Here is a 14,592-nt window from a genome sequence, read left to right on the forward strand (position 1 = left end):
GCGCGCCGTCTCCTCCGGAGACATGACGCGCCGTCACTACGTGACGGAACGTTGCGTCGTCGCTCCGCGACGACCTGTAACGCCGCTCCGCGACGTTACAAAAGCTGGCTGCCTGGAGGAGCCGACCCCTGTTGGCCGGTACATAATTGTAGAAGTAAGTGCATCGCAGCCCAGTCTCTATAACCCTTTGACCTGCGGCTATATCTCTCTTGCTCTCAACGGCCTGCCTGGTGAGAGCCAGATCGGACTGACTTGTCGCTGAGCGCCGGACACCGTCCCTGTCGATGCGTACCCATTATGTAACGCTCCTTGGCTTGGTTCACGGTTATGTAACGGCTACTCTTCGTGTTCAAGTATTGGTCTGGACCTCTTGTGGAATACTCGGTACCTAAAAAGAGTGATAGAAGGTCTCCGAAGGGATTTTATGCATTCACTCGCGTTACATGGGTGTGGGGGTTCTGTGGCGATTCTCTCCGGATGGCGTTCCCCGAAGACGTGAATCGTTGTGCACCGCAAAAGTAGAAATTTAGAGCCGCATTCGGGGCTCGTTTTTCTTCTGCTTAGGTTTGTTCTCGGGAGGTGTGTGTGGGAGCTGATGGCATGGGACGGAACTCTCATCGCCGTCACCACACCCGCGTCTGACCCGCTCTCGTTCCGGACTCGTTGCCAGTGCCGCAGAGCCCTCACGCGACGCGCTGGCCCAAGCCGTCCTGACCCCGAGGCGGGACTCTGATCGAGCGCCTCGCGGCGCTCGGCCTGCGGGTGTCGGCAGCGCAGCTGGAGCGGTGACGGGCGGCGGGACTGCTGCCCGGGCACGCACGGCGGTGGCTGGGGCGCGGGCGCGGTTCGATGTCGGTGCTTGCCGAGGAGACGGTGGCCGTCGCGGCAGCGCTGGGGCGGCATGCGCGGCCGGGGCGGGATCTGCGGTGGACGGTGATCGCCTGGTACGCCGAGGCCGGACTTCCCGCCGGGCCAGGGGAGTTGGCGGTGCCCGAGCCGCCGTGGCCGGCCGTGCGGGAGTCGCTGTTGTGGGCGGTCTCCCGCTCGCGCGCCCAGCACCTGGTGGTGCGGGCCCGTACGGCGGGCGGCGGGGGGCGCAGGACGCCTTCTACGCCGAGGCCGGGCGGGTGGCGGGGCGAGGTCCGGCCGGGCTGCCGCACCCGGACGAGGTGCGGCGGCTGGTGGTCGACGACCCTGGGGGCGCGTGGGACCGGGGCCCGGAGCGCGGGCAACAGCGCGCGGTGATGCATCTGGCCGCGGCCGCCGGGATGGGGGCCGCGGAGGTCGGCGGTGAGGTCCTCGTGGAGGCGCTCGCCGCACTGATGCCCGGCGTGGACTGGGCGCCGGTCGCCGAGTCCACGCAGCAGGCCGAGCGCGAGGGCACTCTGGAGAGCTGGCTTGTGGCGGGGACACTCGTTGACCCGCTCGCCCGCCTCCGGGCCGCCGGCGAGGAGGAGATGGCTGCGGCGCGCAGTGTGGCGCGAATCCTCAACCTGGTCGGCTTTCTGTACGTGATGCACGGGCTGCTGATGCCCGACAACCCCTTCCTCGCCCGCCTGCGGGCGAGGATCGACGAGTCCGGGTTCGCCCTGGTTGTCTCCCAGCTCGTCCCTCAGATGGCCAGCCCGTCCGGTGTCCCCCACGCGCTGGCGATGTGCCTGTCGCCCGAGATCGCCGTGGTCGCCGCCTTGTTGGAGGAGCTGATCGACGAACAGGCCGGCGCCGGACAGGGGCTGCTGTCGCTGCCCGGGGCCGAGGAGGGCGGGGCCGGGGCATTCAAGCAGACCTGGATCGACCGTCTCCACGAACTCCGCGACCGCGGCCTCGACAGCGTCGGCGAGGGCAGCGGCCCCGGCTCGGCCGTCACTGCGGTCCCCGAGCCCTGACGACCTTGTGCCGAACGCGCCGAGCACGCCCTGCTGGCCGCGTGGCTGCCGAGCACGGATCGTGCCACGCCCTGCGCCAGCGCGGGTCGTCAGCGGCCGTCGCATCGAGTGCGGCCGGCATCGGCGTCCAGCCCCATGGGGACAGCCGAGTTCGTCCTCGTCTCGCTTCCAGAACCCGTACAGAATCGGCTGGCTGCGGGGTCAGGCCGTGGCGGCGGTCCGTTCGGGAACCTCAGCGACGGGAGCGTCCGGTGAGGAGTGGGAAATCCAGGCCACGACCGCGTCTGTCAGCTGCTGGACCTGATCGGCTGTCCGCGGCATCCGCGCACGGTGCCACGGAGTGTGTCCCCACTGCTGTTCCAGGACCCACGGCGGTCCGCTTCGCTGCGCTTCGGCGATAAAACACACACCGTCGTCGAGGAGTGCGTCCAGGACGATGCGCCGTCCGTCGTGGAGGTCGGTGGCCATCCAGATGAAGCCGCCGTCGGGTACGAAGCCTTCCTCACAGTTGTCGATCCAGCCGTACTCGCCAAGGGTGCGATCGCCGTTGTCGTGGTTGATGCCCTCGCTCCAGGCGTCCGGATCACCGGTCAGGGCTTCGGCGATGCGTCGGATGCAGGGCAGCATCATCGCCCGTGTCGCCTCAACATCGCGGCGGCTGCGGTCTCCGTGCGGTCCCCAGCCACCCATGAAGGGGCGGCCGAAGGGGCGGAAGCGGGTTGTCTGGGCGTGGCGGCCGAGCCAGGCCGCCAGTTCGGCATGGAAGTCGGTCATGGTCAGCCGGTCCTGCACGCGGTGCTGGGTCGCGGCCTCCAGGACGTGTTCCAGGGCGGTCATGGCGTTCCCGCCGCCGTGGGTGGCCAGGTTGAACTCCTCCGCGCCCACCCGGTGTGTTCCCTCGGGCGGATACGGGCCGCGACGGCGATGGGCCAGGACGAAAAGGGTCTTGGCGAGAGAGTAGACATCGGCCCGCTCACCGCGGTCCTTGCCGTCGGTGCTGCGCATCTCGGGGGCCATGAAGTTGGCGGGCCCGACCTTCTCCCCGACACGGGTCACGCCGGCGGGCAGGTGGGCGAAGGCCGCGATCCCGAAGTCGGCCAGGACCGGCATCCCGTCGTACCAGAACAGGTTGTCCGGCTTGATGTCCCGGTGGTAGATCCCCTGATCGGCGAGCGCCGCGAGGGTGCGGGCCAGGGCGGTGGTGTGCGTGACCACGTCGAGGACGGTCGAGGTGTCGTCGACGATGTCGGCCAGCGGCCGGGCCCGGGGCATGGCGTACCAGCGGGGTGCGGTGCCATGGGCGTCGTCGATGTCCCAGATCGGCAGGATGCCCGGACTTCCGTTCACCTGCTGCATGAAGAGCGCCTCGTCGTAGAAGCGCCGGCGGCGGGCCCGCCGTCCCTTGTCCACATAGCCCTCGCCCGGCACAGGCGGGTCGGACATGTGCTTGAGGACGCCCTCACGCCCGCTGCTCACCTCGGTGGCCCTGCGCACGAACTTCTTCCCGCCGAGTTGGCCGAGTTGGCCGTCGTCGCGCCACCGCGGAACGTTGTAGTCGACGCTGTTGCCGTTCGGCTGCGGCTTACGCGGGCGCTGCGGAGGGCGTGGCACGGGTCTTCCTGACATGCCCGAACGGTAGCGTTCCTGTGCCCCGCCTCGGGACCGAACAGCATGCTCTGCGCACAAACTGGGACCTAGACGGGAGCGCGGGCTGCGGGGGTCGGCGCAGCCGGTGCCGGGGCCCAGGGGTGTGCGGCGGTGCGGATTCTGTCGTTCGCGCGCGGGCTGTCGGCGGAGTGTGCCCTGCCTGCGGGTCTCCAGTCGCGAGCAGCAGATCAACGAGATCCGCATCGCCCCCCCACTCTGCGTGCCGCATGGTTCGAGCCCGGCCGGTGCCGAACAGGGCGGCGCCCTCCACGACGCTGGTCCGATGCCTCTGCCGTACCCGGGAAGGCACCGCGGGGACGACGATCCCGTCCGCCGGGCGGCAGCCGGCGCGGACGGATGTGGTCGCTCAGGTGCGCCGGAGGCGAAGCGGTCGGACCCAGTCCCCGGTGGCGGCATACCAGTTGAGGGTTTCGCCGATCCGGTCGGCGGCGTCCTCAAGCAGACCGTCGGGGGTCACAGTGACCCGGTGGCACGGCGGGAGGCGGCTGTCCGGGTGGTAGCCGGCGTACTTGCCGTCGCCGTGACGGTCGGGGTCGGGGGTGACGTCGATGAGGCCGAAGGCCTGCAGCGCCTGGTGGGTCTCATAGGCCTCGCGGGTCAGTCCGTAGGCGCCCGCGCGCACGGCGCCGGTGACGTAGGGCTCATCGTGCTCGGAGTGCTGGTTGACATCGAGCCACATCAGGTAGGCGGTGATCTCGCTGGGGGTCAGCAGGTGTACCCAGCCCCGGGTGAAGAACGCGGCCGGGATGTCGACGTACGGCTCGTTCTTCTTCGGCACGCGATAGGGGATGTGGGCGTTGTCGGTGCTGTGCCCGCTGTCGCACAGCAGGGTGAAGTCGCGGAAGGGCAGGTATTCACCGCGGTGGGGCAGGTCGACCAAGTACTGGTCGTTGAGGGTCTTGAGGGCCTGGGTGATCTGGCGCAGCTTGTTCGTCCTCGGGCTGGCAACGTAAGCCGTGCCGCCCCGGTGGCGGGCGAGCGCGCAGACGAGTCGTTCCAGGGAGATCGGCTGGTCGCGGCCGTGCTCGATGGGAATCGTGTGGTGCCACTTTTGGCCGGGGGCGGCCTGGCAGGCGGCGGCGAACAACAGGAGCAGGTGCAGGCGGCCGGTGACGCCGCGGGGGGCGATCAGTCGGGCGGCGGGAGGCCGTTTCTCGCGCGGCAGGCCATTGCGTTCCGTCACGACTTTCAGCGGCACGGTATGGCGGACGTAGAGGCGGCGGACACGGACCGCCGAAGGGGTGCGGCCGGCGGCGGACAGGTGGGTGGCGGCTGTGACGGCATCCTTCAGCATGCCGCTGTCGGTGAGGGCGTCGAGCGTCTCGTGGCGGGTCTTGACCGCCTTCTCGGCGGGTCCGGGCGGCTCCCCCGTGGCCGATACAAGGCGGGCCCGGATCACGGCGCCTCCTCACCGATTGCAGCGGATTGATAGCTACGGCTTGACCCGCATGTTATGCCTCGTCTCTCCGCTTCCCTGGTGGCTTAGAGGTCATGCAGGTCAATCCGTGGTCCCAGTGTACGGGGACAGCTCCGGATCGGGGGTTTCATTGAGCTATGCGACCGGCCGCACTCCGCAGGCCCCGGCAACGGGAACGCGGGGCTGCCGTCTCGCGGGCGAGGCGTACCGGGCCCGGAAAACGTCTTAGCCCCGGCGACATGATCATGTAGATCAGCGGTCCACCGGGGCTTGTCATCCATGACTATACCCGACCTTCCAGCAGGAGGAACCGTGACGCACGCATCCCCGGCACCCGCCCCGGGGCCGTGGGTGGAGAACTGGCTCAGCCCCGCCCGGCACGCCATCTACCTGACCGCGGCCGGCGGCGACCCCGCCCGCGCCCTCGCCCTGTACGAATGGAACACGAGCCTGACCTGCGCGGTCCTGCGCGACCTCAGCCACTTCGAGATCGCCCTGCGCAACGCGTACGCCGCCGCGCTGGACGCGACCTGGAACGGCAACGGGCACTGGCTGGAGGACCCGGCCAGTCCCCTGCGCGCCCCGCTGATCCGTGTGAAGAAGGGCTCGCGCGGCACGCGCCGGGTCGACATGAACGACAAGACCCGCAAGGCCATCGACAGCGCCCGCACCCGCTACGGCCGCAGCGCGCCCCCCGGGAAGGTGATCGCCGAGCTGTCGCTGGGCATGTGGAGGTACCTGTCCACCTCCGCGCACGAGAAGACGCTGTGGGTCCCCCACCTCCACCACGCCTTCCCGCCCGGGACCAACCGTGCCACCGTCGACCAGCCGATCGGCGACCTGCACGAGCTGCGCAACCGGGCCGCGCACTGGGAACCGCTCCTGAACGTTCCCGTCGCCGTACGGATGAAGGACCTCCTGACGGTCGCCGGCCTGCTCGGGCCCGACCTCGCCGCCTACATCCAGCACTCCAGCCGCGTCGACGCCCTGCTCACCCAGCGCCCGTAACCCGTCGGCCGCGCGACGTCTTGGCCGTCAGACCGCCGCAGCGTCAGGGGGAGGGCGCCGGAGGCGTGCTTGAGGGTCTGGCGGCGGGCGACGCCGGAAGCACTGGTGGTCGGCATGAGAATGACATGGCCCTTCGTTACTCATGCAAGCAACGAGTGAGCACCACCCGTCAGCGTCAACGACCAGGCCACCGCACCTGCGCCACTGACACTCAGACGACGAGGTCCAACCGACACTCCCCCGCAGACCATCAGGGCCGGTCAGGCCAGCCGCAGGCGGTCGTGTCAGGCGCCGATGCCGATGTAGGAGACGTAGGTGTAGGCGCCCCAGTCGGAGTCAAGTTCGGCGATGATGTCGTCCCAGAGGTCTTCCATGGTGTCCAGGTCGCTGGCGACGAGGGCGTCGACGGCGTCGTCCCAGATATAGCGGACCTGCCGGTGTTGAATCCTCAGGTTGTCGCGGCGGCGGGGCTCGTCGACAGTGGTCTGGTTGACGGGGTGGATCTCGATACGGGTGCCGCGGCCGCCTCGGTTGAGGTGCTGCTTGAGGGCGCCGGGGTTGGCGAGCACGTTGTGGGCTCGCAGGTTCCAGTAGGCAGTGTCGATCGCTTCGAGGTTGGCCGGGCGCGGGCGCTGGGTGCCGCGGGTCCAGGCGCGGATCGTGGCGGGGGTGGCGAGAATGCCGGCGTCGGCCAAGGCTTGGGGGCCGCCTTTGGTGGTGGTGAGGTAGCGCATGCGGGCTTTCAGGCCGCGGCGGGTGCCGACCGGGGATTTGATTCCGCCGTCGATGATCATGCGTTCGAGGGCGTCCTCGAGGGCGCGGGCGAGGGCGATTTTGCCGTGGACGTTTCCTGGGTCACGGTCTGCGCCGTAGTTGCCGAAGTTCTTCCATCCGTCGGTCGACATCTATCGGGCGCTCTTCCTCGGCAGGGGGTACTGGTCTTTTTGTTTCATCTGGGTGGTGAGGCGGCCTTCGGTGAATACCTTGCGCCAGTCGCCGGCTACGTGGAGTTCGTCGGTGCCGCGGACGCGGACGACGGTCAGGCCATTGGTGTGGGCGCGGTGGGATTTGTACCAGAGGTTAGCGAATGCCTGGGAGCGGATGATGTGCATCCAGTCGGGTCGGCGGATGTCGCGGTTGACGCTTGATTCTCCGATGGTGGAGGTGAATTTTGAATACATGGCTTTGATGTATTCGACGGTCACCGTGTCGTCGGCTTCGATGGCATTGGTGCGGGCCTCGGTTAGGACACGGCGGAATTTTTCCAGGAGGCCTTCGCTGGTGCCGGAGGTCCAGCGCTCGGTGATGCGCGGGGCCTCGCACAGGCCGAGGCGGGCGCAGCGGATGAGGAGGCGAATGGTGGCGTCGTCGAGGAGGACGGGGCCGTCTTCTCGGCGGTTGCCGATCGGGTCGGGCAGGTCGGGGTGGTGCCAGGTGGGGCGGGTGGGGAGGCGGTAGATGCCGGAGCGCTTGGGGTCGAAGCCGCCGTTGGGGTCGTGGATCAGGGCGCCGATGGGCAGGTGGGTCTTGAAGGCGGACAGGAAGCTGGCGTTGGTATCGAGGGCGTTGACGGTGATCGGGGGGTGGGTGCCGTTTTGGAGGGCGTCCATGAGGTGGGTGTTGGTCCAGTTGTGGCGGCCTTCCCAGATTTCGTCGGCGCCGTCCTTGGTTTTCTTCCGGAGGAATTCAAGGGTTTCCGGGTAGACGGTGTGTTCGTAATTTCCGCCGACGCGGGTTGCCTCGAACAGGGCCATTGCGTTCGGTACGGCCTTTTTCACCAGGGCTTCGGTTGCGACGGTGATGTCACCGTCGTGCTCGTGGAGGGCTTCGTCGACGGCGCGGGTGATCATGCCGGTGAAGTAGCTGTAGTCCCGGTTGGCGTAGCCGCCGGGCGGAGGTGGAGCGGCGGTGCGGCGGTGCGATGACCTGCGTGGGGCGTCGGTGTGGGCTGCCTGGGCGGGCTCGGTGGGTGTGGGGGCTTGGAGAGGCGCCTGCGGGGTGTGTCCGGGGGTGTGCAGGTTCGCGGCTTGTGGCTGCGCTGGAGGGGTGGGGCTGGCGTAGGGGATGGCCGGGTCTGTGATGCGGGCGTGGGCAAGGTCGGCGTGGAGAGTGAGGGCGGCCTGCGGGCCGAGGTCGCGTTCGGTGATGGTCGCGTGGATCTGGTCGGCGTCGCGGGTCAACGTGATGGTGATGTCGAGGCTGAGCTCGGCGATCAGGCGGGGATCGTCGCTGTCTACGGCAGCGACGACGGGGAGCTCGTGGGTACGGGCGAGGTGAGCGAGGGCCTGGGCGGCGTCGGTGATCTGGGCCGGGCCGGACAGCGGCAGTCGGGGGTCCTCGGTGGTCTGGAGGCGGTCGACCACGATGAGGGCCAAGCCGGGCAGGTCCGGGACGCTCTCGGCGATCGCGTCGGTGGTCAGGTCGGTGCCGTCATCGATGTACAGCGGGGCTTGGGCCAGGTGGTGGTGGAGGGCTGCGGTGTCGTCCTGCTCGGTGGGTGTGAGGCGGCCGGCTCGCAGGCGGCGGTAGTCGACGGGCAGGTGTGCGGCGACGATGCGTGCGGCGATGTCGGCGCGGGTGAGTCCGGAGGCGGCGTAGAGGACGGGTTGGTGCTGGTCGAGGGCGCTGGTGCGTGCGGCGGCGGTGGCGATCAGGCTGGATCCGGCGCCTGGGGCGGCGGCGACGAGATAGAAGCGGCCGGGCTGGAGGCCGCCGAGGGCGTCGTCCAGGGTGCGGATCCCGGTCGGCAGGCCCATCAGGGGTGCGGGGGCGGTGGTTTCACCGGTGGAGGCAGTGGTGGGAAGGACGGTGTCCAGGGCTTGCGCGAGTGCGGCCAGGCGTCGCAGGGTGCGTGGCGCAGTGATAGTTGGTGGGCCACTGGCCGGGATGACGGTCTTGTGGCTGGTCCCGGGCGTCGCGGGAGTGGGGGCCGGCGGGCCCGGCTCGGGCGGGGCCGAGGGGGGTGCGGGGAGGGCGGCCGGTGGTGTGAGTGGGTGCTGGAGTGTCGGGGGGCTGGGTGCGGGGGTGGGAGCGGCCGGGGAGCCGGTGGGGGTGGCCGACGGGGCCGGTGTGGCTGGGGTGGTGCCGCGTGAGGCGGGGGTACTGGCAGGTGCAGGCGTGTCCTGGGCTGCTGGTGTCGGTTCCGGCTGTGGTTCCGAGGGCGTGGTGGGTGCAGCGGCCGCTTCGGCAGGAGGAGTGGTCGGTGCGGGCGCGAGGTCTTTCGCGGCCTCGACTTCGGCTTCGGCTGTTGTGGTCGGGAGGGGGGTCTGGACTGCTTGCGGGGGTGTTGTGGCGGAGTCCGGGGCTGCTGCTGCAGTCGGAGCCGCTGTGTCGGGTGCTGGCTCGGCTTGAAGTGCGGGCGGGGTGGGGGTGCCGTCCGCGGCTGCGGCAAGCAGGACGGCGACGGGGGTCTTGTGGCGGCACAGCACCTGAGGGTGGCCCTCGGCGCCGTACTGGATCAGATCCCCCAGCTTTTTGCGGGCGTCCACGAAGCTGTGGGTGGGGGCTTGGGTGAGGTCCCAGCCCAGTTCGGTTGCATGGGCGGGCGTGGTGAGCAGTGCATGGTGCGGACCACGCGTCAGGGGTGTGGGGTGCCCTTGGATGGCGGCGTTGATCAGCTGCTTGAGTGTGCTGCGGGCCTCGTGCAGCGTCGCCGGGCCGGTGCGCGTCAGGGCGTGTGGTGTTTCCGCGTCAGGGGCGGCGGAGGTTGTTCCCCGCTCGGACAACGGGCCCTCAGCTGACTCGGGTTGACTGTCATCGCCGTGTCGGCGGCTAGCGTCTTCGGAGGCTGTCTTGGCCGCTGAGGATGGTGTGGGAGGCGTAGGAAAACTCAATGGCCAGTTGCCCGCCCAGCGCGGAGCCTGGTCGGACGGCTCCTGTGAGGCTGCAGGCGGAGCGGTGTGGGCGGGGTTGCTCGGCACGGCAGCGCCGGAAGACGCCTCACCGGCCGTGCGGGATGAACGTGAGGAGGACACCCGGGGACTCCAAGAGCAAGTGGCAAGCGGATCGCAAGGGGAAGGTCGGGCAGTTGGCTCGGCAGCGGCCGCCTCTGCGAAACGACCGCGCCGCTAAAAATGTAACGTTACCCCCCAGTCTAGCCGACGTTACATAATATTCGCCCCGGAATTACGTAACGCTGGGGTTGGTGTCGTGGGTGATCAGGCCGGTCCTGCCCGGGAGGATGGCAGGCAGGTGGTTCGGGAGGTGTCAGGCGTGATCGGCACCGTGCCCCGTGGGGGTGGCGGGCTCTACCAATGCCTTCAGCTGGGCACGGAAGGCGGCCTGCTCACCGGCCCATGCTTGCATCTGGGCCTCGCCCTCCGGCTCGTCGTAGTCCTCATACAGCCAGATGTCCGAGGACTGCTGCTGGAACGCCCTCTCGCGCATCCGTTCCTCGTAGTCCTCGTACGTCTCGTCCGGATGGATCTGCCCGGTACGGCGCTTGATCTCCTCGTCGCGCTCACGGCGTTCGAGGTACTCCTGCACGGCCGGGTCGGCGTCGGCGCACGCGTACCCTCTGCCTCGCTGGGGCGGCTCGGGCGGTCGCCGGCGGTCCTCGATGCGGTCGAGGACCGCGTGCCACTGTGCGGCGTCCGCCACGCTCACGTCGAAGGCTTTCAGGAGCGCGGCCAACTGCTCGCGGCCGGGCAGGACCTTCCCGATGAGGATCAGGTGGGCTGTCGAACGCGGTACACGGTGCCCGTCGGCCTTGGTCGCCTTCTCGATGGCGCGGTAAGAGGGCCGGCCGGCCCTCAGGCGCAGTCGCGTCAGTTCCTGGCCCAGGGAGGCGGGGGTGCGGACCTGCCGGGTCCGTCGGCCGCGACCGGCCAGGTGTGGGCGGGCCTTCTCGGTTGCAGCTGCCTTCCACAGGCTCAGGGCTGACGCTTCTCGCCTCTGCGTGGAGTGGCTGCCGAGGTCGCCGGCAGCGCGGGCGTAGGCGAGGACGGTCTCGAGCGGGGGCAGGTGGGTGCCGCGGGCGGCCTGGCTGAGGGTGGAGGCTCCGCGGTACCCGGGCGCGCCCGGTGGGCCGGTGCGCTCGGACAGGGTGGCGTAGGTGGTACGGGTGTCGTCCTTGAGCTGGCGCAGGTAGACGGCCAGGGCCCGCAGCCGGGGGCTGGTGCCGGCGGCGACAGGTTTGGTGGGGCGGCCCATGTCACCGGCTGCGGCGGCGGGAGGGCTTGGCGACATCGCTGGAGCGGCGGCCGGTGATCAGGTCGGCCACTGCGGCGGCCACCACGACCAGCGCGGCCGGGACGGGCCGGTTGCCGGCGGCCAGTCCGGCCGATGCCAGGACGACCACGACGATGACCACGACCTCGGGGATGCCCAGCCGACTCGGCTGGGTGCGGGCAGGGAGGTGGCTGGCGCAGAACGCCGGCGGCTCGGGGCTGGCGGCGGGCAGGGGAAGGGCGGACATGAGCAGCTCCAGGAAGGTAGGGGTGAGGTCCCCAACCCGGGTGATTCGGGAAGGGATTGGTGCGAGGCGTATCCCGCCGTCGATGCCTCAAGGTTCCCTCGCCGACGCTCTCAAGGCCAGCCTGATCGGCGCCCGTTCAGGCTGACGTGTTCACCGTCGTGAAACGCAGGTACGTCGTTCGTCCCTGGTCAGGCCACCTGGAAAATCGGGTTGACCCGAAATCGTCCAGGGCTTGCACCGTCCCTGGTACAGCTGGCCGAGAGGTGTGTGAAGCGAAATTCCCGACTCCGGACACGAGGTCGAGTGGGCGACAAGGGCGTCTGGTTCCCGTTCTTCGGCCGGCGGCAGTCGGCCCGGGTGGGTGACGGAGAGCGGAGTACATATCCGCTTTCGGGGTGCAGAGAGAGAGTGGCTGCGACAATGAAGTACCGCAGGGGGCGGGTGGGGCGACTTCGCTGTAGGTGAGGGTGCAGGCCTCTTTTTTGTATGAAGGGGGAACGTGGGGGCGTGGTTTGAGCGCATGGCGGCTGTCCCTGGCCTTGCCTTTGCCGGGAGCCCGGGTGTCATGCGGGAGGCGCTGCCGGGCGCAGGGGTTCGTCCGGACGAGTCGTACGGCTCGCCGATGTGGCCGACCGCCGAGGGGAGTACGTCTGCGACACCGGCCAGCCGGCATGTGCCGTTCGACGCGCGCGGCGCTGAGCTGATCGCCCGTGTCTGGGAGGCGCTGGAGCTTCCGGGCTCGGCCAGGGACTACCACTTTGTTCTGCAGAGCGCGGTCGATCGACTGTGGAGTACACGTCGTGCGGAGCCTGGGGCCCTCGCCGCGCTTGAGGTGTTCGCCCTGCTGGACCTGGAGTTAATGGAAGCAACCCCGCACGCCGTGTCCTTCGACACCACTGATGCTCCGGCGGCGTTTGTGCGGGTGTCCTCGGTGCCACGGTTGATCGTCCTGCTGGAGCGCGAGGGCGCCTTCGCGGAAGCACTTGAGCTGGCGCGGCGGTTGGCCCGTTTCGGGCAGGGCGAGGATGTGGCGGCCCGGCTGTCGGAGAAAGCTCAGGCGCTGGTTGCCGAGGCTGCGGCACAGGGTGGATCGTCATGAGTGCGGGCCTGGAGCGACTGATCCCGGCTGCCTCCTACTTGGAGGAGTCGTTCTTGCGGTGGGTGCTCACGCCGGCCGTGGACGCGTCGATCGTTGCGCGGGTCCGCAGTCAGCACCCGGTCACCGTCAACGAGCGCGCTTACCGGCTGGACTACCTGATCGCGGGTGAGGCGCTGCAGTTGGCCGTCGAGCTCGACGGGTTCGCCTTCCACAGTGACCGGGCCGCGTTCACCTACGACCGGCTGCGACAGAACGATCTGGCCGCGACCGGCCTGACCATTCTGCGGTTCTCCTACGATGCGGTGCGTACGGACACGGCGCGCTGTGTGGCCCAGTTGCAGGCGATGCTGAGGCAGGATCCGCTCCTGGCGCCGCTGGTGACTGCCGTGCCTCGCATCGGGATCCCGGACATGGCTGGCGACCCGATGCGGGCGGCCGATCCGCCTGGCGGTGCCGAACTGCCTTCAGGCGGGTCGTACTTCGCCGGTGTGCGGGCCAGGGTGGACCGGGCGCCGCTGCGGGAGTGCCAGGACGAGGCGTTGGCCTCGTTGGCGAACTACTACGCCTCCGGCGGCCGGCATGCGGCTGCGGTGATGGCGGTGGGGTCGGGCAAGACGGCCCTGGGGGTGGCGGCCGCGTTGTCGTTCAGCCGACGGCGGGCGCTGGTGGTGACCCCGGGCTCGGTCATCCGCGGCACCTTCGCCAAGGCCCTCGATCCGGGGATACCGGGCAACGTCCTGTATGGGCTGGCGGGCGGGCCGCTGCTGCCCGGTGCCCGTCCGCCGGCCACGCTCGTCCTGGACGCGGACGACGGGCAGATCAGCCAGGTCAGCCGTGAGCGGCTCCTGGCCGCGGACATCCTGGTCACCAACTTCCATGCGCTGGGCACGGGCGACAGTGACGGGGACCTGCTGGCCAAGCTGGAGGCGGAGGACATCGACTTCATCGTCGTCGACGAGGCGCACATCGCGGCCAGCGCCTCCTACCAGCGGCTGTTCGCCCACTTCCAGGGTGCGCGCACACTGCTGATGTCGGCGTGCTTCCAGCGTTTGGACGGCAAGCCGATCGACGCCGATGTCGTCTACCGCTACCGGCTGGTCGACTCCGTCGCGGACGGGTCGGCGAAGAACCTGCGGGTGCACCGGTTCGCTCCCGAGGTGGCGTCGACGGTGTATGAGGCGGTGTGGCCGGACGGGCGGCGCGAGCAGATCGTGGGCCGTGATGCTTTGCTGGCCACGCTGGGCGACGAGCGGAAGATGGCACGCATCACCGCACAGTCCGAGGCGCCGATCCGCCAGGTGATGGCCGTGACGCGGGCGTGTCTGGACGCACAGGCCAAGCTGCTGGCGCCCGTGAAGCCGAGGGTGCTGTTCGCGGCGATGGGCCAGGCGCATGCTGAACAGATCGCGCGGATCGCCGAGGAGTACGGGATCCCCAGTGCCACGCTGCACCACAGCATGCCCGCCTCCGCGATCGCCTCCACCCGGCGGCGCTTCGAGTCCGACGCCGGGGATCTGCAGGGCATCGTGCAGCTGCGGATGCTCGGCCAGGGCTACGACTTCCCGCCCATCACCGTGGTCGTACCGCTGCGCCCCTATGGCAGCTTCGGCGAGTTCTACCAGTTCGTCGGCCGCGGTGTCCGCGTCCTGCGCCAGACCGCGGTGGCTGCCGACCAGCAGTACCTGGACGTGGTCTGCCATGCCGAACTCGGCCTGGAGGAGCATCTGGAGGCCATGTGCGCGGACAACGACATGGATCCCGCTGTGCTCCTGGATGTCCCGCTGATCGACGCCACCACCATGGAAGGGGATCTCCCCGGCCCCGGCGGCGCCGCGGAGGGGGCCGGCGGGGGTCTGGGCGGTGTGGACGCGTTCGTGCTGTACGAGCGCGGATGCGTCGAGCAGCGCGTGGTGCACGAGCTGGACCGTGTGGAGGCCCGAAGAACGGAGCGGGAGATGCAGCTGATGGCCCAGCGCTACGCCGTCTATGCGCAGAACACCGCTGCGCCGGTGCCGTTTGAGCAGTTCGTCGAAATCATGCGGAGGCTGACCGGTGGCCAGTGACCCGACACGCTGGTGGCAGCCGGCCGTGGAATGCA

Annotated in this window: 10 protein-coding genes; 4 read left to right on the forward strand and 6 right to left on the reverse strand. The window is 69.5% G+C overall.

The window, feature by feature from the left end; all coding sequences use genetic code 11:
• Window positions 1-1,028 precede the first annotated feature (1,028 nt).
• Window positions 1,029-1,886, forward strand: a complete 858-nt coding sequence (locus tag ACZ56V_RS31790) for a hypothetical protein (RefSeq protein WP_468947102.1) — start codon at window positions 1,029-1,031, stop codon at window positions 1,884-1,886.
• A 201-nt stretch (window positions 1,887-2,087) separates the two neighbouring features.
• On the opposite strand, the gene ACZ56V_RS31795 is transcribed toward ACZ56V_RS31790, so the two are convergent.
• Both ACZ56V_RS31795 and ACZ56V_RS31800 read right to left on the reverse strand, forming a co-directional pair.
• Complete coding sequence (locus tag ACZ56V_RS31795) at window positions 2,088-3,512, reverse strand: protein kinase domain-containing protein (protein ID WP_161143221.1); 1,425 nt, start codon at window positions 3,510-3,512, stop codon at window positions 2,088-2,090.
• A 388-nt stretch (window positions 3,513-3,900) separates the two neighbouring features.
• The gene (locus ACZ56V_RS31800) at window positions 3,901-4,953 is read right to left on the reverse strand and encodes a hypothetical protein (protein ID WP_053641159.1); all 1,053 of its coding nucleotides are present in this window, start codon (window positions 4,951-4,953) and stop codon (window positions 3,901-3,903) included.
• Window positions 4,954-5,283: 330 nt separating this feature from the next.
• Between ACZ56V_RS31800 and ACZ56V_RS31805 the strand changes: the two genes are divergently transcribed.
• Window positions 5,284-5,979, forward strand: a complete 696-nt coding sequence (locus ACZ56V_RS31805) for an Abi family protein (RefSeq protein WP_111382288.1) — start codon at window positions 5,284-5,286, stop codon at window positions 5,977-5,979.
• Window positions 5,980-6,263: 284 nt separating this feature from the next.
• Here the strand turns inward: ACZ56V_RS31805 and ACZ56V_RS31810 are convergent, their stop codons facing one another.
• The 4 genes from ACZ56V_RS31810 to ACZ56V_RS31825 form a co-directional block, all read right to left on the reverse strand.
• Window positions 6,264-6,884: a hypothetical protein gene (locus ACZ56V_RS31810; RefSeq protein WP_053641157.1), complete on the reverse strand. Its 621-nt coding sequence runs from the start codon at window positions 6,882-6,884 to the stop codon at window positions 6,264-6,266.
• On the reverse strand, window positions 6,885-8,735 hold the full coding sequence (locus tag ACZ56V_RS31815) for a DnaB-like helicase C-terminal domain-containing protein (protein ID WP_078968019.1): 1,851 nt from the start codon (window positions 8,733-8,735) through the stop codon (window positions 6,885-6,887).
• A gap of 1,450 nt (window positions 8,736-10,185) precedes the next feature.
• On the reverse strand, window positions 10,186-11,166 hold the full coding sequence (locus ACZ56V_RS31820; RefSeq protein ID WP_468947104.1) for a hypothetical protein: 981 nt from the start codon (window positions 11,164-11,166) through the stop codon (window positions 10,186-10,188).
• Window positions 11,132-11,395, reverse strand: a complete 264-nt coding sequence (locus tag ACZ56V_RS31825) for a hypothetical protein (protein WP_007387413.1) — start codon at window positions 11,393-11,395, stop codon at window positions 11,132-11,134. The genes ACZ56V_RS31820 and ACZ56V_RS31825 overlap by 35 nt, the downstream gene beginning before the upstream one ends.
• A 565-nt stretch (window positions 11,396-11,960) precedes the next feature.
• Between ACZ56V_RS31825 and ACZ56V_RS31830 the strand changes: the two genes are divergently transcribed.
• On the forward strand, window positions 11,961-12,494 hold the full coding sequence (locus tag ACZ56V_RS31830; protein ID WP_468947106.1) for a hypothetical protein: 534 nt from the start codon (window positions 11,961-11,963) through the stop codon (window positions 12,492-12,494).
• Window positions 12,495-12,571: 77 nt separating this feature from the next.
• Window positions 12,572-14,557, forward strand: coding sequence for a DEAD/DEAH box helicase family protein (locus tag ACZ56V_RS31835; RefSeq protein WP_468947107.1), 1,986 nt, complete (start codon window positions 12,572-12,574; stop codon window positions 14,555-14,557).
• Window positions 14,558-14,592 lie beyond the last annotated feature (35 nt).

The organism is Streptomyces sp. NPDC034099 (assembly GCF_055575415.1).